The sequence below is a fragment of the Candidatus Vicinibacter proximus genome (genome assembly GCA_016713905.1).
Taxonomy (GTDB): domain Bacteria; phylum Bacteroidota; class Bacteroidia; order Chitinophagales; family Saprospiraceae; genus Vicinibacter; species Vicinibacter proximus.
In genome coordinates this window covers 2,151,051-2,176,237 of the sequence record JADJOE010000003.1, presented here as the reverse complement: position 1 = coordinate 2,176,237, position 25,187 = coordinate 2,151,051, and the positions used below count along the sequence as shown (strand labels likewise).

Genomic DNA, 25,187 nt, shown 5'->3' with positions numbered 1-25,187 from the left:
AATTATGAAAAGCAAGATTGCATTTTTACTTCTGTTCCTTGGAGTATTAAACTTTCAGTTATTAATGGCACAAGAGGAAAGAATGGTATCCCTGACAGTCAGTGGACAAGGAAAAACCTTGGAAGAGGCTAAACATTCAGCTTTAAGAAATGCTATTGAACAAGCTTTTGGAGCATTTATTTCATCTAAAACTGAAATTCTTAATGATGATTTAGTTAAAGATGAGATTGTTTCAATATCCAATGGTAACATCCATAGCGTTGAAGTTATTTCTGAAGTTCAAATATCGGAAGGTAGATATGCAACGACATTAAAAACAACAGTTTCTGTAACCAAATTGACATCTTTTGTAACAAGTAAAGGTGTTGAAGTCGAATTTAAGGGCAGTTTATTCGCCTTCAATATTAGTCAACAAAAATTGAATGAAAAAAACGAAGTCAAGGCGATTGAAGATCTGTGTGAAGTTATCCGAACACTTGCAGATAATTCGTTCAATTATACACTCCATACGAGTAATCCTATTTCTATTGATGGAAGCAATGAACAATGGAAAATACCAATGTATATTAGCGTTTATGCTAACAGTAATATTTACAACATTTCAAAATACATGAATACCACATTAAAAGGCATTTCGCTTTCAAATATTGATGCAAATAACTATATGAATTTAGGAAAGAAAGTTTTTCCGATATCTTTTGCCGCCTCAGAAAAAGATTACAATTATATTTTACTCAGAAATGAACAGAGCGTTCAAAATATTTTAAGTACAATGTATTATTTCAATCATGCACTTTTAAATTTTAAAATCTCCAATGGATTACAAGAATGGGCAATTGCAGAATATCCAACTAATATTAAATATATTTATGATTATGCGTTTAGATTATTCATTAAGATTTACCCCTTTTCTGATGGGATTGAGGAACATCCTTATTGTAAGGCCAGCGTATTTTATAAGTTTTGTTCTCCTAGAGATAATTGCAATGTTGGCATGGCAAAAGAAATATTAGAAGTAAATGTAAATGGATACTATAATTGTGATTTGGCTAAAAATGTTAGTCCGATATTGAATTACTCAAAATGGCTGGTAACAGAAAGCAGATGGAATGGGGTACAAGGGGAAAACCTAACAGGATTAAATATTTGAGATTTTTATACAGAATTGCCTTGTAATTTACCTGTCGAACCTTTGGATGGGAATTCGGCAGATTGGAGAACTCTGAGAATTTTCAAAAAGCAAGCAAGTTTTTTTAATAAGCAATTTTTATTTGTTGAGAAATTACATAAATTTAGTTTACTTGAAGATTATCATAAAATTCGAGGTGGTGGTAATGGGTCGAAGCTAAATGGAATTGTCAAAATTCAAAAGGTTGGTGTAGTTATTTCTTTTATAGGAATTAATGAAAAAACTGAATTGGTTAGATTTTACTATGATGATATGAGAGGCATAGATGAAATAAATAAAATTACAGAGTACAAAATAATACAAAAAAATAATTGAAGAACTTAAAAAAACATCTCAATAATTTAACCATGGAAATGAAACAAATCTTTTCAATTTTATTTTTAATAAACTCGTTTTCAACTTTTGGCCAATCCTTCAACGAAGACAAAACCACCTTTACTAATTTTGTTAAGCGCATGTATAACGCTAAACCTTTTGAAGGAGTTAAATTGATAGATGATTACGACCATCAGTATTTTATATCGGTGATATCGCTAGAAACTGCCAAATACAGCAATCCTTCAATCATGAACAGAGTGGCTCAAGTTAAGTCGCAAGCGCAGGCTAATGTTTTTTTTAATGGTTCCGTTATTTCATCAGATTTAATTATTAAAACTACCGAACAAAAAAACAATGACTCAAACAGCGCTGTAGTTGAAACTATTGAATCTATTAAAGAAAATGCATTGGGTTTTACTCAAGGAATGGAGTTGCTTATAAATTTTGACGATTTGAGTGGCAAACGAATGGTGTTTATTTATTACAGAGAAATAAAGAAAGAAACGGAATCAAAACAATGAGCATGATAAAATTACTTTCAACAACAACTATACTATTTGTCTTATTATTCTCGCATAATCTGCATGCACAAGATGACGACAAAGCAGTTACTATAACTGTTAGTGGAAATGGCAAAACACTTGATGAAGCTAAACAAAGCGGCTTACGTTCAGCTATTGAACAGGCGTTTGGTGTTTTTATCTCTTCAAGGACTGACGTGCTTAATGATCAAGTTGTTGCAGACCAAATTACTTCTTTGGCCAATGGGAATATTCAATCCTTTGAAGTGTTGAATGAATCGCAATTTCCAAATGGAAGTTGGGGTGTTACCCTAAAAACAATGGTTTCGATAGGTAAATTAAAAAATTTTGTACAAGCTAAAGGCATTTCCATTGAAATAAAAGGTGGGTTGTTTGCCGTGAATATAAAACAGCAATTATTGAATGAACAAAGTGAAATCAAAGCCGTATGTGAAATGGTTGTTTTGTTGCACGAAACCATGCAGATTGCTTTTGACTATGAAATTAAAAGTGGCGAACCAAAATCCTTAGATTCGGAAAGTAAAATTTGGGCTATTCCGTTGCAAGTTAACGCTACGGCCAATAAAAATATGGATTTTTGTGCTGACTATTGTATTAAGACTTTAAGTGCTTTGAGTCTAACTGATTTAGAAGTAGAAAATTACAAATCCTTGCAAAAACAGATTTTCCACATCAACATTAGTTTTAATGGTAAATCAAAGCGTTTCTATTTGAGAAAAAACAATTCTATCATTGCACTGAATGTTTTAATAAATAATTGGGAATTTTACACGAGGTCATTTATAATAAAATCAGGCATGGATGAAACTATAGGTAATGGAAAAGGGAATATTCATGAATTTGGCGAGATTATATGGACTCCTGCTAATTATGATAATGAAGATGGTCTTTTTGATGGGAAGTCCATCAATTATTTATCTTCAGGAAAGATAGCTGCTACATATTCTTGGGAGGATAAACGGACGCTTCAACAGATAGAACAAATGACAGGTTATACTGTAATGCCATCGGAAATTCGTTCAAAATTTAAACATGGTGGCTATGTGATATTTGAAGAAAATGGGCATGGATTAGTTGCTGCAATATTTGATTTAGAAAGATCAAACTTTCGGCTTACAAAAAGAAACGTTGTAAGTGAGGGATTCAGAATAACATTTGCGGGGGAACTAAGTTGGAGTGAAGCACAAAATGGTTGTGATGAGCTTATATTAAACGGTTACAGTGATTGGCGTCTTCCAACAATCGAAGAATTAAATTTAATGTATGTTAATTTACAGCAGAAAGGTATAGGTGGTTTTTACAATGCAAATTATTGGAGTTCAACCCCAAATGGCGGTGACACGAATTTTTACAAGTTTAAATGCTTTGGCAAATGGAAGAATGATAATTATAAAAGCGGAGAAGTGGGTTATTCCCATATAGATAACAAAAAATATGTTCGTGCAGTTCGAACTTTTTAACAATTTAGCTTTTTATAAATTAATACTAAGCAGTCAATTTTTGCAAAATACAATACATTCCAAGATAACACAATCTTCAACAACGCAAGTATTTATATAGGGCATTTGCGCTTTTCGGTGTTAATATTCCGGGCAAAGAAACCAAAACTGATGATTGTTGTTTAGAATGTCCTTTCTATTTTATTAACCAAAATGCCTTATTTTGAATTAGAATCAATTTATCGGAATTTAATTCATGTTTATCGGAGCCGGATTTTTGTGATTCTAATTTAATTCAATCATGGACTTGTCACCTGTTTGAGCATCTTTTATAGAGAATTTAAAAGTTGAAACTGAGGACAATATCTGGTTTGGGTTTGTCTGGAGACAAAAAAAAATTTACAGGTTTATCAATTAAGCTGATCAATACTGGAATTGTGACTTTAAAATAGATTTAAGCAGGATTAGGGTGGGAGAGTACAGGATTACTGTACTATACATTATGTTAGTAATATTTTGATTGGCACCGATTGAATTTAAAGGATGGTAGTTTTTATATTAATTTTCCAAAATGATAATTCACTAGAATGCCAATCTTTTTTAACTTTTGTAAGAGCTGTATCTAATTAATTAAGATTAGAAATAATTGTCCAGCCATTGATTTACTTTCAGTTTTTGTTGTTCGAGGTGATCTTTTCCAACGTCTTTAAGCTTTAAATAATTAATAATCGAATTAAGCAATTCCTCTCTGTCCATATTGTTTTCTTTGGCATATGAAAATAATTCAATTCCATTTTGAACTTCAATAGGATGAAGACAGAAAACAAGATCCGATATTCCAAAACATCTTTCGATAAGTGTATTTATTTTATTCATAAGAGTATACTAATTTAATTGTCGAATAATTAATTTTAATTTAATTTTTCAAGATGGGTTTTCCAATTTGTATATGGTCATACAACAATAAATATCCTAGGGAAAAATAAAACGATGTAATAAATGAAAGATTAACAATTATATAACAAAAAAACAAGTCTCTAAGCACCGGTTTTTAAAACTGCTGACAACTCTTTTAGGCTTATAATACTGGCTTCCAGATTTTCGATGATCTCTTCAGCCAAAACATCAGGGTCTGGCAGATTGTCCAAGTCAGTGAGGCTTTTATCCTTGATCCAGGTGATATCCAGGCTTGTCTTATCCCTGGTAATAATCTCCTCGTAGCTGAATTTTCGCCAGCGTCCTTCAGTGTTTTTATCTGGATCAAAGGTCTCCTTGCGCTTGTGGATATTTTCAGTGTTGTAGCATTTTATAAAATCTGCAAGGTCTTCAAACTTGAGGGGATTCTTTTTGAGGGTGAAGTGTATGTTGGTCCTGAAATCATAAAACCATACCTCCCTGGTCCAGGCAGTTTTGGAGGTAGGCTTGTTATCAAAGAACAGCACATTGGCTTTTACTCCTTGTTTATAGAAAATTCCAGTCGGCAGGCGTAAGATGGTATGCAGGTTGGTTCCCTCCAGTAATTTTTTGCGGATGGTCTCACCTGCGCCCCCTTCAAATAATACGTTGTCTGGCAATACCACAGCAGCCTTTCCATCGCTTTTCAGCATGGTTTTGATGTGTTGTACAAAATTGAGCTGTTTGTTGCTGGTGGTCACATAAAAGTCCTGACGGTTGTACGTGAGGTCTTCAGAATCCTGCTCTCCCTCCTCATTGGTAAAGGTCATGCTACTCTTTTTGCCAAAGGGAGGATTGGCCAGCACATAGTCCACCCGCAGTCCATTGTCTGATATCAGAGCATCTGCAGGGGATATGAAGGTGTCGCTTTCAAAATCACCAATGTTGTGCAGGAAAAGATTCATCAGGGCCATCCTGCGGGTATTGGCCACTATTTCATTGCCATAAAAGGTCTTCAGCTTCAGAAACTCCTTTTGCTTCTTGTCGAGACTGTAGTTTTTGGGATCAGCTATAAAGTCATAGGCAGCCAGAAAGAACCCTCCTGTGCCACAAGCAGGGTCCGCTATGGTTTTCGTAGGCTCAGGCCTTACGCAGACCACCATGGCTCTGATGAGTGCCCTAGGTGTGAAATATTGCCCTGCACCACTTTTGGTGTCTTCAGCATTTTTCTCCAGCAGCCCTTCGTAGATCTTGCCCTTGAGGTCAGCACCCATGGTGCTCCAGTTTTCATAGTCAATCATGGCTATGAGCCTTGCCAGCTTGGAGGGGTCGTTGATCTTGTTTTGGCTCTTGGTGAAAATCTGACCTAAAAATCCCTTGGCATTGGACAGCTCATGCAGGGTATGCACGTAATGATCAAACAGCTCAGCCCCCTTTTTGTCGGTCAGATTTTGCCAGTTGCATTTAGGCGGGATTTTCAGATCCCTGTTGTAGGGAGGCTTGCTGAACTCATCTGCCATTTTTAAAAAAAGCAGATAGGTCAGTTGCTCCAGGTAGTCTCCGTATCCTACGCCATCATCCCTCAGGACAGTGGCAAAGCTCCATACCTTCGATATGATGCTGGAAGTGTTATTTTGCTCTGTGCTCATTTATTCAAATTTTATTGTTGAAGATGCATTATAGGCCAGATATGAAATTTCATACTTTATGACATTTCGTAAGCTTTCTAGAAACATTTGCTCTGACTTATTTAGCGTTACCGGAGATACGATTACAAGTTTTAAAATGCTATATTTTCCTGCGTGTGAAGCATAATCTAATAGTTGACTAATGGCTTCTCTGATATTTCTTCGACCTGATGAAGAGGTTTTGACTTCATAGATGCTTATTTGATTCATTGAATCAAGTGTAACCATGTCAGCTATATTGCCATGAAATCTCATTGTTTCAATTGCGAGATTATATTTTTCAACACTGAAATTAGGTTTCAAATAATCTTCTAATGCTTCAATTATTTCAGAATGCAACTTTACAATGGTTTTGGATATGCTGTTGCCAGATCTATTATAGACACTGAGTTGGCTTGCTTTGCCTGATGTGAAAATAGTATTGGAGATGTCAGGATCCACATGAAAAAATAATTCAACACCTCCATTTAATTCATAGGGTTGGAAACGAGGGTGTTTCTTTAAATCAAAGTTTGGCTGATAAATTGGTTGATCTAAAAAACGAACGTCACTTAATTTAAATTTTACAATAGCCTTTATTGGGTTTTCAGTGAATCCAGTAATATCTCCATTTACATCTTTTATTTCACTAATTATCTCGTTATCGTATTTGCTGGCAATACTTGAAAATAAATTTCTCTCGACTGGATCATTTTTAATAATTCTTACATTTTCAATATAGCCTAAATAGTATACGTTATTTTTTCTATTTTCTTTTCGGACAGTGTAAAGGTGTACTTCATCATAATTATTTTCATTGACGCCGACTTTTTCAAGTCCCCGAATGTACCCATATTGATAGCCACCTATATTAAACCTGGGATGAAACAACCATTCTTCGTGACCAAAGCCATATTGATTTTCATAGGCAATTTTATTATTTCCCTGATTTGATTTTTTCCACCTATGGGGAGATGGCACCTCCCAATTGTTATCATTTGATGTAAGCCTGGTGAATACCTTTTTTTTGTCCATTTAATTTATTAATATTTCAAGGTTGCAAATATTATTTTTTCACTTAGACTTTTTTCTTTCTCACTGCATTCTCCGGTTTAATCTTTTCCTTATTTGCCTTAATCTTCTCCAGCAGAACACTCGCAGGCTCATCACTAGGGTCTTGAGGGACCAGCTTACCCTCAAATGCTTTTTTCAAGATGCTCTGCCTGAGGGCCTCAGCTTGTTGTAGGCTTTGCGTTATGCTTTCTTCGATCTTGTCGCAAACGGAGAGGCGGGATTGAATTTCTTGGACAATTTGGTTTTGCTCTTCAAATGACTCTGGTAATAGCACAGGAATTTTATTCATATTTGTCTGTGTCAGTTTAGGCTGAGCTGTTCCAGTAACATATTGGTCAAGATATAATGAATTAAAAAAGTTACAGAGATATTTTATTGAAATATTTGTATTGGCTTGTACAATGTGAGCATGATTATTTACCCAAAACTGCCCTTCAACTATTTGTGCTAGAGGCTTAGATTTAGATAGAAGGTTAGCGCCGTCTTCCCCGATTAACAGGTATACGCCTTCAAATAGAAAATCATCAATATAATCAACAATTTCAGTTGCACCATAGTATCTATAATCTCCTTTTCTTTTTGACCTAACTTCCTTGCTTAGAGGAACTCTTTTACCATCATAATTAATAGTGCATTCACCAAACGTTTTCACCACCCACCCCTCAGGCAATTCCCCTTCCTGGAGGTTGGGGTTAGTCAGGCGACCCTCAAACGCATATTTCAACACTGCCTGCCTGTAAACCTTGAGCTGCTGTTGCGCAGTTTTAAGAGCCTCGATGCCTTTGTCCAGACTGCTGAACAGCTCCTCTATCCTGGCCACTATGCGGTGCTGCTCAGCGAGGGGGGGGATGTAAACAAGTAGATTTTTTAAGTCTTCAAGTGAAACATTATTCATTGCTCCACCTCTTGCCTTCAATTTTACTTTTGCAACAAAGGTCTCAAGTTGTAATTGTAAAAGTTGGGGAATGATGGCTACATCTGTTCCTTTGATAATTGCTAGGGCTTGATTTGTATTTGCTGGTAAATATTCTTGTCTTATTACACAAGTTTCACCGATGGTTCCTGCAATCGAGAACAAAATATCATTAACACTTAATTGAGATTTTGATTGAAAATCGTGAGCATCTTGACCTATAAAGTCAGTAATTGATTTAATAATTACTCGACCGTCAGAAATATTTTCAACTTTTATGAAATTTATACCTGATTTTTGAAAGGAATAACCGTAGGTTGTTGGTGTTCCGCCCTTGGTTATTCTCGTTGCTATATCTTCAAGCCTTGCAATAGCCCAGCCATTTTGATTAATTGATATTTCCATCATGCCGCAAGTACCTCATTTAATTCATCAATGATCGTCTCCATCTCTGCGCCAAAGAGCTGCCACATTTTGCCCTTGCCACCCTTAGAGTCAAAAGGGGTGTAGTCCAGGTCATCAGCCTCTATATGGATGGAGGTGGCAATCTGCTCCTTGAGCATATGCAGCCATTCCATCTGTTCCTTGGTAAATTTCAGGGTGCCCGCCTGCTTTTTAAACAGCCATTGCTGGAAGTTGCGGTCCACTGTTTTGTCATAGCTGGTTAGGGCCTCATCTATGCCTGCCACCCTGCGTATGAGGGCTACCAGGGCTACCAGTTCATTTTTGGGAGAGCCCACTGCTTTCTCCAGTTCTGCATAGGCATTCCAAACTTTCATTGGAGCGAGCGTAGGACGCTCCAGGAGTATTTTCTCACTCAGGTCCCTGATCATCTGATAGGTGAGCTCTCTGCGCCTGTAAGGCTGGTCGTAGAATATCTGCAGGGCTGTGATTTCATTTTTATGTTCCTCTATCCAGTTTCTGAAGTGTGTGACCAGCTCCTCTGCATGGGCTTTCTGGTCTTTCTCCCAGCCACTTTTAGTCAGGCTGTCCATGTTCACCACATCGATGATCTGGTCATACTTTTTTCTGACATCCACCAGGTAATCCCTCAATTCTGGATTGTGGAAGCACTGGATGGCTTCCTCCAATACCTTATGAGTCCTTCTTTCAACCTCCTTTTCTATCTCAGCAGGAGCCTGTCCACGCATTTCCCTGTGTACCTCCTGTTTGATGTTTTCTTTGGTATCAGGGTCATGGGCATTCAGGAGCATCCTGACTACCTGAGGGATGTTGCGACCTTGGGCTTTTTGCTCGAATTCATGTTTTTCATGCTCGTTGATTTGTTTATCCAGACGCAAGAGGCGATTGGCCAGAGTGCTCATCATTTCCTCAGAGCGATCTCCCACTGCTATGCGTTGCAGCACTTCCTTGAGGGATACTCCTGGAGCTTTTTCCAGAGGACGGCTGTCTGTCTTTTGGGATTGTTCCACCCCTATGGCATCAATGATCACAAAGTGGTCCTTGGAAAACCTGGCACTGGGCGTACCCTTGTTTTTCAATTCTTCCAATGAGCAGATGCGTGTACCACGACCTTTCATTTGCTCGTAGTAACTGCGGCTTTTCACATCCCTCATAAAAAGAAGCACCTCCAGGGGGCGTATGTCCGTACCTGTGGCTATCATATCCACGGTGACTGTGATGCGTGGATAATAGTCATTTCTAAACTGGGAGAGGATGGTCTTGGGATCTTCCTTGCTCTGATAGGTGATCTTTTTGCAGAAATCATTGCCTTCGTTAAACTCCTCCCTGACGATCTCTATGATGTCCTCTGCATGGCTGTCCGTCTTTGCAAAAATGAGCATCTTTGGCACTTCAAACTCCCCCTTGCTGTCAAAACGGTCAGGGAACATCAGAGGTAATTTGTCTTTTACTTCCCTTATGATGGTCCTTATGGTGCTGGGATTTACAATGTCTTTGTCCAGTTGTTTGCCACTGTACTCCACGTCCTCATCCACTGTCTCCCAGAATCTCTTGCGGGTAAGACGCTCGCGCTTATCCACCATCTCACCCATCTTGATGCTGGCTCCTTTTTGCGTGATTTGGGTTTCTATGGTGTACACATTGTAAGGGACCAGCACTCCATCGATGACCGCTTTCTCGTAGCCATAGTCTGATACAATGTTTTGATTGAAGTATCCAAAGGTTCTGTTGTCAGGGGTGGCGGTGAGTCCCACCTGCATGGCATCAAAATAGTCCAATACCTGCTTCCAAAGGTTGTAGATGCTGCGGTGGCATTCATCGATGAATATAAAATCAAAAAACTCAACAGGCAATTTTTCGTTGTACACCACTGCCATGGGTTCTTTGGCCTGAGAGGAGTATTCACCTGGATTTTCTTCTTCGGCTGATTCATCCAGTTCAGAGCCTTTTAAGATGCTGTATAAGCGCTGGATGGTGCTGATATACACCTGGCTATCCTGTGGGATGTAAGAGCTGTTCAGGCGGGTGAGCCCATACAATTCAGGAAACAGGCGGTTGTCATCCTGTGGCTGGTATTTTCTAAACTCCCCTTCAGCCTGTTGACCCAGGTTTTTGGTGTCCACCAGAAATAAGACCTTTTCTGCTTTTGCATGTTTGAGCAGACGATAGACTGTGGTAATGGCCGTAAAGGTCTTTCCTGAGCCTGTGGCCATCTGCACCAAAGCCTTGGGCCTGGCAGATGCAAAAGATTTTTCCAGGTTGGTAATGGCCTCTATTTGACAATCTCTGAGACCTTCTGTGATGAGGGCTGGCAGATCCTCATGAAGAGCTTTACGCAGGGATTTTCCCTTGCGCAACCACCTGGCCAGTGTCTCAGGACGATGAAAGCTGAAAACTTCCCTGAATCTGGGCTTTGGGTCTCTTGCATCCGCAAAACGATTTATTTCACCTGTGCTGAGGTAAATGAAGGGCAAGGGTTCGTTGTTGATGTATTTCAATTTGGCCCTGGAATACTCCTCGACCTGTGATTCATGCACAGACATTTTGCCACCATCCTCCACGCGCTTGGCTTCTACCACACCTGCAGCCTTGCCTTCTACAAACAGGACATAATCAGCAGGGCCAACATCTGTTTGGTATTCACGGATCGCAATGCCCAGACCTGCAGCAAGATTTATACTATTAAAATCCTGGATAAACCAACCGCTGGCTGTCAGGAGGGCATCAATCTGATCTCTTGCCTTTTGTTCCGGATTTTGATTGGGCATATTGTGATGGGTGGTTTCAAGGGCTTAAAGTAAGCCAAAAGCTCTAAATTATAAACATTAATTAATTTATAATATGTATAATATTTAAATACAATAATATGAATAAATTATACTGATTTTCAAGTCTTTGGATGATCCGATAATTTTTCATAAACCTTAAGGAATAATAAGGACTTATTTGGAGGGTATCTGCCAAAGCATCGTTATTCCCTTCCGGTTGGCTTTATTTACTTTACGATTGTTGACATAATCAATGCCATCTTCATTTATCATTTCTTTTATAATAGCTGCTCCATCACCTGACAAATCGTTTCTGTACCGGGGAGTAAAATCAAACCAATATTCAAATCCTGGAACTGGCCAGTTGTTTATATCTATAACTTCTTTTTCTCTTAAATAATCTCTAATTTTATTTGGTGTAGACCCAACTTGTTTTGCAAATTCCCGAATTGTTATTTCACCGCTATTTAAAGTTCTTTTCATTTTCATTTTGTTTTAATTGTTATTTAATAGATTATTATTTTCAATGGCAACGGCGGCATCCGCGGCATCCACGGTATTTTTTACTTTTTTATAGGTGTCTCCTGTTTTTATCAACCTATTATCTTTGAGTAATTTTTTGTAATAGTTTCGTACGGTCCTTTCTGATAATCCTATGGATTTTTTTATTGTATCATACCCAGTCCGAGCGCTAAAAATGTCTGGCAATGCTTGATAAACTTTATCTGCTTGATCAATTACTGCTTCATAAGGCCTGTTTTCAAGACTTGAATAAACAATTTTTGCATGTTCTAATAATGTTCCAATAATGTCTTTACAAGCACTAAAGGCATCGTCGGTGCAGGTTAATTGGGTACTATAGTCCTTATTTTCAAATGCCTCAACTGCTGTAAAAATGGCTGCGATGCGTTTAAAAGTAAGTGCAAGACGCTTAATACTTGCATAATAAAATCCATCCTTTTCGTTGTCAAGGGAGTCAGTTATTGTTTTAAAATACTCGTCAAATTCCTTTGTTTGGGATTTAGTAAAATCAAATTCTATGGGTCTATCTTTAAAAAAATCAAAAATTTCAATAACAGTTTCAGATAGAATTGTTATCTCTTCATCAGATTTGTGTTTTGCTTCCGATTGTTGAGATTTCCATTCAAATTTTTCTGAAGCAAACCCGTAATAAATGAACCTGGATGAAGTCCCATCTTCAACCCCTTTAACCAAGCCCTGTAATGATGCAGGGGTGCCGGTTAGCAGAATCGACAGTTTAGGTTCTTCAATATGGATTTCTATATCATCCCCCCTCCTTGAATGGCTAATTCGTTCATGATGGAAGCACTTTCGAAATACGTCAGACTTGTTGAATTGCTCGTTGGCCATTGTACGATTCACACTATCTGTTTCTGAGCTGTAAAGCAAGTTCCAAGTAGAATTGGAAGCAAGCTTATCAAGCAATGAGGCATGCGTAATATCATCTGGAATCATTAACCCTTTACAATCTGGCTGTTCTGGAGTTTCATCACAGTCTGTACTATCTTTGGAGGCCTTTTTAAGTTTTTTATATTTTGCTTTTTTAATTCCACATTCTTTAACCATTTTGGTATTCAGAGGATCGAGTATTTTAATAACATTATTAACCTTTGACTTCCCTTCACCTGCATTTGCCACGATAATCGTAAATAAGTTGGGGCTATGGTTATGGCCGTAAAACAGAATCACATTTGGGAACAAACTCGATATACCTGTTAATGCTGTCAACAACGCAAGATCCTTTTCAACATCGTTTTCTCCTGTATTAGTAATGTTTTGCAGAAGTTTGGGGAGTTTTTTGTACAAGTGAGGCGGGAATACTGGAGCTTGTCTGAAGTCAAGCACTTGTTTTCTCCTTCCTGTTGAGGGTGGTGTACCTGATGGCCCAGGATTAACTCCATTGCCGTCAGTGCCGTCAGTGCCGTCAGTGCCGTTTGCCGTTTCTTCTAGGTGATCTATTGCATCATGATCTAATTCATCTCCATCGTGATCAATTAATTCAATTTTATAAGCTGAATTTACTGTTTGTATTATTTCTGCCATATTAAAATCTGGACGTTGCAAGTACCGACTTGCATATGTTTTTAAATCCTCTTTGGGAACACCAGATCTATTACAGTTACATGCAAATAAGAAAAACCAATTGTTGCGACTGCCTTTTTTGAATTCCTCCTTTTGGTTTGTGTATTCAATTTGATCTTCTATCACTTCAATTTCTGCCTTTGGTATTAGTTCAAATTCTTTAGCATTCCAATTGACAATAGCGTCGGGATCGTATGAGCAGAATCTCTGATTATTAATGCCTTTACTTACTTTTTTATCTACTTTAACATTTAAATTGTATTCAATATAATTACATATTTGTTCAACCGCTTCCTGATGTTCTATCACATCCCCTGAGTGTTTTATAAAAATTACCATGCCATCACCTGAACAGCTTAGATGAGCGCATACCACATGTGGATTATTTCTAAGTTGTTTCTTGAATTGTATTGGATCTATCTTCTGCGCACTTAGGTGATCAATGTCGACTGCCAAAATCTGACTGTATTTAACAGGTGGTATATTCCCAGATCTTGTTTCGAAAACTCCATGAGGTGTTATTGCTGGGAGATTTCTTTTTATATTCTCAACCTCTTGTAACTTCCCCATTTTAGAACTCATTCTTAGTTGGTCGATTTTGGTTTTAAAAGTACCATCAACTATTGCATTAACATATTCTTCTAATGTAATTGGATTACCTATTTTTACGTGACTACTCACGGTAGAAATTTTAATATTTTTAATCATATAATTTATTTTAAAATTGAATTATTTTTTAGTGGATTATGGGTTGCAATAGCCAGTTGCTCCCAATCACTAATTGTTTTATTTATTGGTATGTTTTGTTTTAAAGTCAAATTCACTAGAATTATTATCTAGCAATTCATCCAGGCTTTTGTTTAAATAGAACACTTTCCGTCCTATCTGACTCCATTTTACTTTATGGAGATTTCTTAATTTGTAGAGGGTAGTCCTCTTGAGACCGGTCTTGGCCATAGCGTCTTCCTGACTTAACCACTTTTGTTCCGGGGATAATAAAGTTAAAAAATTCATTTTTTTAAATTTTACTCTGACGCACGAGTAGTGCACACTTTGATTAGTGCGCTGCAAACATAATATCAGATTTTACCTACTCGTTAATTTAGAAGGCAAGAGTAGGTAAGTAGGTTTTAATTGGTTATGGAAATTCTCTTAGTAATTTAATATTGAATTAATATTTGACCCATTGTCTTTGTAATAGATTCGATGGGATAATCATATTTTTAGTTTAAATGCTGATTTGACTATTTCTTCTGAATAATCATCAATTTTTTTATTACCGGCTGCTACTTTTAAATTTGTAACAATCTCTTCGTTTATTATAAATTTGGACTGTATATTTTCCCAAGGTACACTTGGGTTAAACAATAATTTATTATCTGCAATAGTATAAAATATTCTACATAGTTCTGCTTTAGCATTTTTACTTCCTTTTGTTCCCTTCCAGTTTATCAATGATTTTGGTTTTTCACCACTTAGCAGAGCGATTAATTCCGATTCTCCATCATTATCAATATGATTATTTTCCATTAATTTTTTCACAAAGTTTTTTATGTATGCATTATTTACACCTGCTTTGTCAGGTCTTATCTTGAATATTAGTTTTTGTTTGCTTTTGTTAAATTCAGAAAAGACATTGTTTGATTTTATATCGTCAATAATGTCTTGGCAATTATCATATATGGCATGTGGCTTATCATATGTAAAAGAACAGGCTTTATCACAGATATTTCTTTCATCCTCATTTAACATATATAATTTCATAGGATTTATTGATTTATATTTATGTTCAGCTCTTTTTAAATGTAATTTATATAGTTCTCGTAAATTTGGAATTTCTTCTAATTGAGAATAAATTGTTTTGTAAATTTCTTTAGAATTTATTTTAGATTGAGCAAATGCTCTAGACAATAAATCGTTATTATTCAATTCACGTATTAAGATATTAATATCGTCTTTTAATTCTGAAAGAGAAACTATTCCAATGTCAAATATTTTTTCATCTTTACATTTATTTATTAAAGGGTCTAAATGACTTTGAGTTATCTTCAAATACAAATTTTGGATTTCAAAATTATTCATATCAAATACTATTAAATTTTTCAATTGCGTTTTTCTTTTGAGAATCGATTACCTTAAGATACTCTTGAGTAACTTTTAAATCCGTATGACCAATTAGATCTCTGAGGCTCATTAAGTCCACTCCTAACTGCAAGGCTACGCATGCAAATGTATGTCGCGCACAATGAAAGGAATATCCTTCTGGAAGATCAGCATCCTTCATGATCTCTTTTAAGCGCTTATTAGCTAAGGCATTGGCAGATTCAATCTTCATAGCTAACTTATCAGAACTTAAGTCAAAATCCGTTGTTTTAAGAAAGCTAAAAATTGGCTCATCTAAAGCTATTTTATTTCTATCTATAAGATTCGAAATACTTTTGTTTAGGTGAATTCTAACTTGTCGCTTTGTTTTTCCCATTGTAAAAAAAAGAACAATTTCATCTTCTCCGGAACTGTTGTCAATAGATAGGTTGGAATATTTTATCGTAGCCAGATCTCCAAATCGCAAACCGGTATAACATGAGAATACAAATGCGTTATAGGTGTTTTGAAGGTTCAATTTAGGAGTGTAAGCTAATAACTGCCTAAGCTGTGTTATTGATAAGAATTGTCTATATGCTTTAGCCTGTGCTATTTTAAGGCCTTCCAAAGGATACTTTGAGAGTTTCCCGGCCTCATAAGCATGCCTTACAAGTCTTCTGACCGTTTTCAATCTACATGACATAGTGTAAGGATTTATTTTATGTTTTTTAACTAGATACTCTTTAAAGCCAGCAATCCAATTTAAATCTATTCGGTCCAGGGAGATTTTAGCATCATATTCTTTAAGGATTTTGGCAAAGCTGCTATATCCTTTCCTAGTACCATAACTTAAATTCAGATCAATTACAAAGTGGTTCTTACAATACTCAACAGCATTCAGATCTTGTCCATTAATTTTACTCGATTTATTTTGAATTAAGCTATGAACTTCTTCAGGAGCGATAGGAGAATCTAAAGCTTCCTGTTTGTTGATTTGTTCCTTATACTTGTTAATCTGATTTTGAATTCTCAACGTAAGCATTTTATCATTTTTTACGCTCTGTTTGCTTGCATCCCATAATTTCGGATCAATCTTAACACCGGGAAGGTATATTTCTTTCCTTGTACCATACCCACTTACCCTTAATTTAATAGGACACAGCCCACCTTTGTCTTTCTTCGATTTATTGATTACTGCTCTAACTTTCATATTCACAATTATTAATTTGCCTCCTTATTTGCCTCCTTTTTTTAATTAAAATGGCAAACATATATAACCTTAAATAAATACATAAAGTTCGATATAATATGTAAATAATTGATAGTTAGTTTATTAATGTTTGTAATTGTTTGTAGAGGGTCTCAGGTTCGAATCCTGACGGGATCACATGATAGTTAAAGAGTTATGAATTTATATTCATGACTCTTTTTTTTATTTGCATACAATTTGCATATAAATTTTTTATAACATGCTTGTAAAGTCAATTTTGACAGAATTGAGATGGTAAATTTGAACCGGTTTTTGCAATAAACTCCATATAGTCTATCCTCGGAACTTATTAATTTATTTTGACAATGATAAGTGTTCCAGAATGATCCTAAGCGAATTTGATCACCTTTTTTATTGGCTAAATCAATGAGGGCCAAAACTACTTTATTGGTGATTAATTTTCTTTTGGCTCGGCCTCTCAAAGCCTGTATATCACTCATATCGGTTCCATTTCCTTGAACTAATATCTTTGGTTTTGTCCCGCTTTGTCCTAATGTATATATTCCATTGTTGTTTATTTCTTTTTGGTGTTTAAATTTTTGATTTTCTAAATCTAAAGTTATTTCTAACACCCAGAAAATCAGCTAATTCCTTTATATCCCTCGTAAACTCCAGCAATTTAATGGCTTGAAGCTTAAAATCGGATTCATACTTCTTACTATAGTTAGTTGACTTTGATTGAACCATATAACAAATTTAAGCTAGATATGTAAACCATTATTTTGGACCACCTCAAACTAATTTAGTAAGGAAAGATTATTTTACTTAAATTTGTCAATCTTGAATTTGAAATATTTGTTTAATTTCTACTAAGTCGGGATCAGATTCACTATATGTAGTGTCAATTGAAATAAGTTCTTCTTCATGAAAAATATGTGCTCCATTAAATTTACCAATACTTTTTAGGAGAATATAATTATTGGATTTATATTCAGTAAAACATTCAGTAGTCCAATATTTTTCGAAATTAAAATTTTCTAATGAACCAATAACAAGCTCCATACTAAACTCTTCATATTCTTGTTGTATATATTTTGCATCATTCCAAATTAAATATGATTGTTGGAATTCTGTTTCCTTAAGAATTTCATTTTTAATGCTTGAGTCTAATATAAATCCACCCTTCCATTTGCTACTTTCTTCTAAATATTCACCATTCCAAAATACCTTAACAGTATCATTGCCTATTTTATGATAAATATATTTATCATAAGCATCTGAATACTCTTTGTTTATTGTATTATACTTAACAAAAATTTCTGTTGGTGAAGTAAATACGATTTTATAAAAAATTATTGCACCAGCAATAGTGGTTTTAAATACAAATTTATACATTATTACTAATTACAATTCCAAGTTGGAATTGATGGTGTTACTCCAGGGCACACAGATGGACCTGTAGCAATAGTTGGAAGGCCACTAAATAAAATTTGCAAATTTGCAAATACTGCAATTTTATATTGTATGTTAAGTGTTGCTGAAAAAGGTATTGCCAATTTTAGATTCAATGCGGACCAAACTCCTAATCTAGCTTTTTCTAAAGCATTTGCTATGTTTATTTTTATGTCGTTGTTACTAAGCGGTTGTCCATTATTATCGATTCCATTAACTTCAATACAAATATTGCCAAGGTTCATATTAATCCATGTATTTGTTTGTTGATGATGGAATTTATATTGAATATTTGGAAGCAATACATAATATCCTTGGTCAATTTTTTGTAATGTTAATGATTGCCAGCACAAATTGGTTATACCATCTTCTACGTCCCAATCTCCATAAGTGTTTATATTTTCCATACAAAAACTTATAACATTTTCCATATAGCATGATTCGAAATCAGGAGAAGTTATTTCGCAGTTTAAAGTGAAATTCTCGAATTCTTCATAAGAAAGGTCCAAATCATATTGATCCTTCAGTGTAGTATATTTTATTAATTTTTGCAAACAAGGTAAGCTTTCTAAACCGTCTACTAAAGGTTCTTGTAAAGCTGCAATTTCTGCAAGACAATCAGCATTTAAATTAAAATCAATAAAATAATCTATCAATTCTTTATTCCACCCAAAATATTCATTTAATCTATCTACTGCTTTTGTCAGTTGTTTTATTTGGAGTTCGCTAAAATAATCTCTCAAATTTCTACTAGGATTACCGCCACTACCACTATTATTACTATCTCCATAACCCCAATTTCCACCAGATCCAAAACCTCCACCTCCTGTAAATCCACCGTATCCACCAAACCCACCGTAACCATTAAATGCTCCAGATCCGCTCCCACCTGAACCTCCACTTCCTCCAAGTCCGTTACCAAGACTGTTAAACCAACTTCCTACTCTTTTCCAAAATCTACCACCTGTGCCTCCACCTCCGCCAAAAGTTGGACATTCAATATCATTCCCACAAAGCCAGCTCCAAAACTCTTCCCACCATGTCCTTGTACTAAGTTGATTAAAACTACCAATAGTACCATCTGAATTGATCAATATATAATCAGTATATCCTATGATGCTGCCGTTTAAATAATAACAAAAACCACTTGGGTCACCTTGACTATTAACATGAAAAGTGAATCCAGTATAATTTTCAACTGAAGGCTCTTCGCCCAAATTGACATAATAATCTTCGTCCATTGTAAATATCATAAGCTCTTCGACAACTTGGTTAGAAGTGTCATGATAAAATACCATAAATGCATCAGTCCATTTTTCTGAAATTAGGGCAGAATCCATTATTGGTACCATAAGTATATTTCCCGAATAATTCGAAGGGTAATAAGATAATTCCCATAATAGCTCTAAATCAAAATCTTCTATTGGACTAAAATTTGTGGTTCTTTTTACTGCACCTGTTTTGGTATTAGAATTATATTTGTTTAAATAATATGCCTTTGCTTCTCCAATTGTAATTTTATGTTTTGAAAATCCTGTTTGTTTAGTATCTAAAGTTTCGTTAAGTTCATCTTCAGTTTTACATCCAGTAAGTAAAACCATAAACAACACTAGGACTAGTAAAGACCAGATTAAATCTTTTGTTTGGTGAATTGTAATAATTTTCAAAATGATAATTTTTAAGGTAATAATTTGAAGTTTAAATTAATTAACAATTTATTTAAATTGAATATTTGGAGATTATATTTTGTTATTTAATTGTAAATTTAATTTGTTCAACCGAAATTCCAAATTTTTTTCATTTACTTTTTCAAGATTGAACGATTAATTTACATGAAAGAAATAATTCAAAGAAGCTAGTAATAGAAATAAAATTTCATAATAGATTGTTTATCAATAGTATATGCATCTTTTATTATAAGAAAATGATAATTTTATTAAATTAATGGTTATAAATAAAATGGAATATAAATTCGAGTTTATTTTAAGGAAATAATTCAATTGGCAGGAATCGTACAGTTAAAAAGATGGTAGGCAAAGTTGATTTTGAAGGATATATACTTGGATTGAAGCTTACAGTACCAGTTTAAAATAGAGACGATACTGTCTCTTGGACCAAGTTCAATTTCTTTATGTTTTTGGTTAATCCAATAGACTTGTTTCTAAAAGTTGCTCAACCTCTCTCTCCTAGTTCACGTTAAAAAACGAAAAATGCTGCTAAGCGTTATTAAATTGTTTTAAAGACAGACAAACAATGATATAAAAGAAACAGATTCAATAAATTGCTTTATTCCAATACTATATCCATATTATAATTTAATAATTCAATTAAGTTTGGCGGCATGTGATACTGCGTTAAGGATAGCTCGTTATCAGTATTTTTCCAATCTGTTGCTTTATCATCAAAAACCCATTCTTGATATTCATCCAATGTAATGGAATTTTCAATTATTGATTTTTCAGTCTTGGGCAAATTGAAACCGAAGCGATCAAAAATCCTATGGTTCTCCATTGCACAATAAATATTGTATAAAGCACTGATATACACTTTGTGGTCTTTAATGGATTTAGGCTTATATTTGATATCTGGGTCAGTGAAAATCTTACTGCCATATTTTACAATTTCAATTAAGTCTCTTTCTTTGTTTTCAACTTTTCTCATATGTTGGGCTTTGGCATTTGAAAATCTTGGAGTCCATTTAATTAACCACTCTTCAATAATGAGTTTTGCCATTTCTTCATTTTGAACGATGAGATGCAGGTGAGGATTATAGGTGCGTTTTATTGGATTAAAATTGCATTCCAATGACTTAATTCCAACCAATTTATTTCCTTTATTTCTTTGGGATCTCTTTTTATGTTTCTCAATAATTTGCCCAAATCCTTCCACAACTTTTGCCATCATTTTCGTCAAGTGCTTTAAAGGTGGAGATTTGACGGTTAGGGTCACAAAATATGGATCTTCCCATTTTCTTAGAATTGGCAGATAAGTATTGATAATTTCTGCTTTTCTAATACTGCAACAAAGGGTGCAAAACCGGTTTTTGCAATAAACTCCATATAGTCTATCCTCGGAACTTATTAATTTATTTTGACAATGATAAGTGTTCCAGAATGATCCTAAGCGAATTTGATCACCTTTTTTATTGGCTAAATCAATGAGGGCCAAAACTACTTTATTGGTGATTAATTTTCTTTTGGCTCGGCCTCTCAAAGCCTGTATATCACTCATATCGGTTCCATTTCCTTGAACTAATATCTTTGGTTTTGTCCCGCTATGTCCTAATGTATCCAGCGTTAGTAAGTTGATCAAAATTAAATAGTATTTGTATTTGAAATGGAGCAATCACTTTGGAGTTTGCTACAGCTTGGACTGATATATTAAACTTAGGTTTACTGGTGGGATCTAAATTCAGATCTGCATTTTTTTATTATTGTATTAATGATTTCTTGATGAATCGCCGACTGCATTAGCTTAAATTTTGAAATCATTTTTTGTTTTGTAGAGGACATTATACGATTCAAATATTTTTTATCAAAAGATTTTTATCTACTAAAATTACTACATCACCACCAGTGCAGTTGTACGTGCTGAGCTATGATGTTCAATTGAATTTACTTCTTTCGTATCAATAGTATTTAATGCAGCATTTAAATCCCACCACAGATCCTCTACATGTTCGACACCAACAGAAAGTCGGATGAGGTTAGCCGTAATGCCAAATTCAATTTTTTCTTCAGGGGAAATTCCGGCATGCGTCATGGTAGCCGGATGTTGAGCAAGTGATTCAGTACTGCCAAGACTCACCGCCAATTTTACAATTTTCAAATGATTCAGAAACATGAACGCTTCTTTTTCACCTCCAAGCAGAATTAACGAAATCATAGCTCCCGGGGACAGACATTGTTTTTGGAAAATTGCATACTGCTTTTCATCTTGTTTGTCGAGCAGACCCAAATAAAGAACCTTTTTTACATTAGGATGATCCTTTAGTCGTAGTGCCAATTCAGCAGCATTTTCGGCTTGTTTGTCCATGCGAAGTTTTAGTGTTTCTAAACTGCGCATCAGCAACCAACCGGTATGGGGCGCGATCATGTTGCCCAGAAAAGTACGCAGGTTTTTTACTCTGCTGATAAGTTCGGAGTTGCCGAGGCAGGCACCTGCAATGACATCGCTGTGACCACCGATGTATTTGGTTGCAGAATAAAAAACCAGATCAGCACCAAGCTTTAACGGATGTTGCCACAATGGTCCCATATAGGTATTGTCCACAGCTACCAGAGCAGGTCTTTCAGGATGCCCGAAGAAATTTGCTATTTCCTTGCAAAGCTGAATGTCTACCAATTCATTGGTCGGGTTGGCAGGGGTCTCCAAAAAAATCATGGCAAGCCTGCCTTTACTGTTATTTTTTTCGAGCAAACGCATCATCTCATCTTTATCGGCATGTGCAGGGAATCCAACCACCTCAATCCCGAATTTAGTCAGCACCTGATGTATGAAATGACTGGTGCCGCCGTACAACGGATTGCTGTAAAGAAGCAGGTCACCAGGTTTGAGGAATTCAAATAACGCTGTAGTGATGGCCGACATCCCACTTTCAAAAACCGCACATGCCTCTGCTTCATCCCAAAGACATAGCCTCTCTTCCAGGATTTGCATGTCGGGATTGTTCAGTCTGCTGTAGATGAGCCCTGTCTTTTCCTTTAACCCTTTTTCCCTCAAACCATAGGCAACTTCAAAAAACGCTTTTCCATCTTCGGCAGATCGGAAGGCAAAGGTAGAAGTTTGGAAGATAGGACATTTTACTGCCCCTTCGGACCACTCAGGATGGTAGCCGTAGGACATCATTTGTGTTTCCGGATGAAGTTGCTTTTTCATATCGTTTTCTTTCACACAAATTTCAGCCAGGTATTAACATAATTCTAAATTATTTTAATAATTTAGAAAATATTCCTAATAATGTATATAATTGTAGAATTAAATGCTTTAGATTTTATAATGATTATCCTTCTATGGAAAAAAATTCTGATTTTTTGGATGCAGTTGACCTAAAGATTTTAAGGTTGCTCCAGGAAGATGCTACCTTAACCAATAAGCAGCTCGCGGCCAGGCTCGACCTGACGGTAACACCTGTTTTTGAAAGGGTCAAAAAATTAAACAGGGAAGGGTTCATACGTAAATATGTTGCGATGTTGGATCGCAGGAAGAATGGGTTTGAATTGCTGGTTTTTTGTGAAGTTTCCATAAAAGAACACAACAAGCAATACTTGAAAAAATTTGAGAAGGAAGTGAAAGACTTGCCGGAAGTGATGGAATGCCATCATGTGACCGGGGCATTTGATTATCTCTTAAAAATAGTGGTCAGCTCCATGGACAAATACCAACATTTTATAAAAGAGAAATTAGCCGGAATTGACCACATCGGAAGGGTAGAAAGCCACTTCGTCATGAGCGAAATCAAAAATAGCACAGCCTTGCCGATATAGTTATTTGATTTGCATTAAGTTTGACGTTATGACAAATCCGACAACCAAAAAACAATTTTCAAATACTCTAATTTTCTAATTTTCACATTCTCAAATTGTCTAATTTTCCTACGTCAGTTTGATGCTGGGAAGCATGACTGAACGATCTCTGCTTTGGCAGAGTATCGTGCGACAGCACGATAAGAGAAGGAACCGCGAAAGCGGCTAACGGAAGAATTAGAGAATTAGAGAATTAGAGAATGGAGGATGACTGAACGATCTCTGCTTCGAGCAGAGTATCGTGCGACAGCACGATAAGTGAGTATCCATGTAATTGAAAAAAGGTTTAGCTTTAGTTAAGTGGTCCAAAGGCCACAATTTAAATTAAATAACTAAAAACTAAACCTTATGACAAAAGTATTACAAAAGGCTGGATTTGTAGGAGAAACCATTTACGTTGGCATAGATGTCCATTTGAAGAGTTGGAATGTTTCACTTTATTATGGGAGCCAATACCTGCGAAGTTTTCATCAATCACCTCATCCAGATATTTTAGTTTCATTTTTACAGCGTGAATTTCCTGGAGCAAATTACAGTTGTGCCTATGAAGCTGGTTTTAGCGGTTATTGGATAAAGAGAGCATTTGATAGACAAGGTGTAAGCTGCATTGTTGTTAATCCAGCAGACATACCCCAGACCGACAAAGGAAATAAATCAAAAACAGATAGAAACGATTCTAAACGTATTGGATCTTCACTTCAAGCAGGAATGTTGTGTCCGATCTACATCCCATCGCAAGAGACAGAAGCTGATCGTCAACTAGTTCGGACCAATGAAAAATTAACACGAGACCTGACCAGATCAAAAAATAGAATCAAAGGAATGCTATATCAAGTAGGTATAGAGATTCCCGAACGGTTTGGAAGCGGAAATTGGAGCAATATATTCATAAACTGGTTAAAAGACCTACCTATCTCATTTGGAACATTACGAACTGCTTTAAACCATCAAATAAAAATGATGGAAAATATAAGGGTAGAAAAAAACCTGGTACTTAAAGATATTCGCAAACTAGCAGTTAGTGAAAAGTATGCCCCCATTGCTTCTAGATTAAAAACGGTACCTGGTGTGGGCACAATAACTGCCATTACTTTAATAACGGAAATAGAAGACATGAATCGCTTCAAGAGTTTCGAAAAACTAAATGCATTCGTTGGTTTTTATCCCTCGGAGTTTTCCAGTGGGGAACATATTCGTACAGGACATATAATAAGTAGACATCATAAGCGATTGCGTAGCTTAATCCTAGAAGCCGCCTGGATAGGAATAAGACGTGATCCTGCTATGACCCAATATTATAATAATACAAAACTAAAAGTAGGAGGTAAAAGAGCTATCATTAAAGTTTCACGAAAACTATTAAATCGTATAAGGTCAATTTGGTTAAATAAAATAGATTATGAAATCGGAATATTGAAATAAATAAAATTATACTCTTTTCTTACTATATAAATTAAAAACGAGCAAAAGTTGAATAGACCACTTCCGCGTTCCTTGTATCCAAAATACTATAAGTGAGTGTGTGGCTATCAATTATACTTTGCTATATTGATAAATACTTGTGGCAACTAAAAATTGACCACCGATA

General features: G+C 35.6%; 21 protein-coding genes. 6 read left to right on the top strand and 15 right to left on the bottom strand.

The genetic code is table 11. From position 1 onward, the window contains the following. The first annotated feature begins 4 nt into the window (after window positions 1–4). From IPJ83_17265 to IPJ83_17250, 4 genes are all read left to right on the top strand, one after another. Entirely contained in the window at window positions 5–1,150 is a 1,146-nt protein-coding gene (locus IPJ83_17265) for a hypothetical protein (GenBank protein ID MBK7882286.1), read from the top strand. Between the two features lie 15 nt (window positions 1,151–1,165). After that, the gene (locus IPJ83_17260; GenBank protein ID MBK7882285.1) at window positions 1,166–1,504 is read left to right on the top strand and encodes a hypothetical protein; all 339 of its coding nucleotides are present in this window, start codon (window positions 1,166–1,168) and stop codon (window positions 1,502–1,504) included. A 38-nt stretch (window positions 1,505–1,542) separates the two neighbouring features. Beyond that, the gene (locus tag IPJ83_17255; GenBank protein ID MBK7882284.1) at window positions 1,543–2,028 is read left to right on the top strand and encodes a hypothetical protein; all 486 of its coding nucleotides are present in this window, start codon (window positions 1,543–1,545) and stop codon (window positions 2,026–2,028) included. A gap of 320 nt (window positions 2,029–2,348) precedes the next feature. After that, complete coding sequence (locus IPJ83_17250) at window positions 2,349–3,509, top strand: DUF1566 domain-containing protein (protein ID MBK7882283.1); 1,161 nt, start codon at window positions 2,349–2,351, stop codon at window positions 3,507–3,509. Between the two features lie 615 nt (window positions 3,510–4,124). On the opposite strand, the gene IPJ83_17245 is transcribed toward IPJ83_17250, so the two are convergent. From IPJ83_17245 to IPJ83_17175, 15 genes are all read right to left on the bottom strand, one after another. Next, a complete protein-coding gene (locus IPJ83_17245; protein ID MBK7882282.1) occupies window positions 4,125–4,364 on the bottom strand; it encodes a hypothetical protein in 240 nt (79 codons plus the stop codon). A 161-nt stretch (window positions 4,365–4,525) separates the two neighbouring features. Continuing rightward, complete coding sequence (locus tag IPJ83_17240) at window positions 4,526–6,031, bottom strand: SAM-dependent DNA methyltransferase (GenBank protein MBK7882281.1); 1,506 nt, start codon at window positions 6,029–6,031, stop codon at window positions 4,526–4,528. Then, complete coding sequence (locus tag IPJ83_17235) at window positions 6,032–7,084, bottom strand: hypothetical protein (GenBank protein MBK7882280.1); 1,053 nt, start codon at window positions 7,082–7,084, stop codon at window positions 6,032–6,034. A 43-nt stretch (window positions 7,085–7,127) separates the two neighbouring features. Beyond that, window positions 7,128–8,444, bottom strand: a complete 1,317-nt coding sequence (locus IPJ83_17230) for a restriction endonuclease subunit S (GenBank protein MBK7882279.1) — start codon at window positions 8,442–8,444, stop codon at window positions 7,128–7,130. Then, the gene (locus IPJ83_17225; GenBank protein MBK7882278.1) at window positions 8,441–11,227 is read right to left on the bottom strand and encodes a DEAD/DEAH box helicase family protein; all 2,787 of its coding nucleotides are present in this window, start codon (window positions 11,225–11,227) and stop codon (window positions 8,441–8,443) included. Before IPJ83_17225 ends, IPJ83_17230 begins: the two co-directional genes overlap by 4 nt. Before the next feature lie 174 nt (window positions 11,228–11,401). After that, the gene (locus IPJ83_17220; protein ID MBK7882277.1) at window positions 11,402–11,710 is read right to left on the bottom strand and encodes a hypothetical protein; all 309 of its coding nucleotides are present in this window, start codon (window positions 11,708–11,710) and stop codon (window positions 11,402–11,404) included. Between the two features lie 12 nt (window positions 11,711–11,722). Beyond that, on the bottom strand, window positions 11,723–14,038 hold the full coding sequence (locus IPJ83_17215; GenBank protein ID MBK7882276.1) for a DUF3987 domain-containing protein: 2,316 nt from the start codon (window positions 14,036–14,038) through the stop codon (window positions 11,723–11,725). A gap of 78 nt (window positions 14,039–14,116) precedes the next feature. Then, entirely contained in the window at window positions 14,117–14,344 is a 228-nt protein-coding gene (locus tag IPJ83_17210) for a helix-turn-helix domain-containing protein (protein MBK7882275.1), read from the bottom strand. Between the two features lie 201 nt (window positions 14,345–14,545). Continuing rightward, the gene (locus IPJ83_17205) at window positions 14,546–15,412 is read right to left on the bottom strand and encodes a hypothetical protein (GenBank protein ID MBK7882274.1); all 867 of its coding nucleotides are present in this window, start codon (window positions 15,410–15,412) and stop codon (window positions 14,546–14,548) included. 1 nt (window position 15,413) lies between these two features. Then, entirely contained in the window at window positions 15,414–16,622 is a 1,209-nt protein-coding gene (locus IPJ83_17200) for a site-specific integrase (GenBank protein MBK7882273.1), read from the bottom strand. A gap of 185 nt (window positions 16,623–16,807) precedes the next feature. After that, window positions 16,808–17,254 (bottom strand): hypothetical protein, encoded by a 447-nt coding sequence (locus tag IPJ83_17195; protein ID MBK7882272.1) that lies wholly within the window; start codon window positions 17,252–17,254, stop codon window positions 16,808–16,810. A gap of 202 nt (window positions 17,255–17,456) precedes the next feature. Then, window positions 17,457–18,017 carry a hypothetical protein gene (locus IPJ83_17190; GenBank protein MBK7882271.1) on the bottom strand — a complete coding sequence of 187 codons (561 nt, stop codon included), beginning with the start codon at window positions 18,015–18,017 and terminating at the stop codon, window positions 17,457–17,459. A gap of 5 nt (window positions 18,018–18,022) precedes the next feature. Then, window positions 18,023–19,741 (bottom strand): hypothetical protein, encoded by a 1,719-nt coding sequence (locus tag IPJ83_17185; protein MBK7882270.1) that lies wholly within the window; start codon window positions 19,739–19,741, stop codon window positions 18,023–18,025. A 619-nt stretch (window positions 19,742–20,360) separates the two neighbouring features. Further along, on the bottom strand, window positions 20,361–21,386 hold the full coding sequence (locus tag IPJ83_17180) for a protein rep (protein ID MBK7882269.1): 1,026 nt from the start codon (window positions 21,384–21,386) through the stop codon (window positions 20,361–20,363). Between the two features lie 249 nt (window positions 21,387–21,635). Continuing rightward, window positions 21,636–22,952 (bottom strand): cystathionine gamma-synthase family protein, encoded by a 1,317-nt coding sequence (locus IPJ83_17175; protein ID MBK7882268.1) that lies wholly within the window; start codon window positions 22,950–22,952, stop codon window positions 21,636–21,638. A 134-nt stretch (window positions 22,953–23,086) separates the two neighbouring features. Here IPJ83_17175 and IPJ83_17170 point away from each other — a divergent pair, with 134 nt between their 5' ends. Both IPJ83_17170 and IPJ83_17165 read left to right on the top strand, forming a co-directional pair. Next, window positions 23,087–23,560, top strand: a complete 474-nt coding sequence (locus tag IPJ83_17170; protein ID MBK7882267.1) for an Lrp/AsnC family transcriptional regulator — start codon at window positions 23,087–23,089, stop codon at window positions 23,558–23,560. 387 nt (window positions 23,561–23,947) lie between these two features. Continuing rightward, window positions 23,948–25,021: an IS110 family transposase gene (locus IPJ83_17165; protein ID MBK7882266.1), complete on the top strand. Its 1,074-nt coding sequence runs from the start codon at window positions 23,948–23,950 to the stop codon at window positions 25,019–25,021. The last annotated feature ends 166 nt before the right edge of the window (window positions 25,022–25,187 follow it).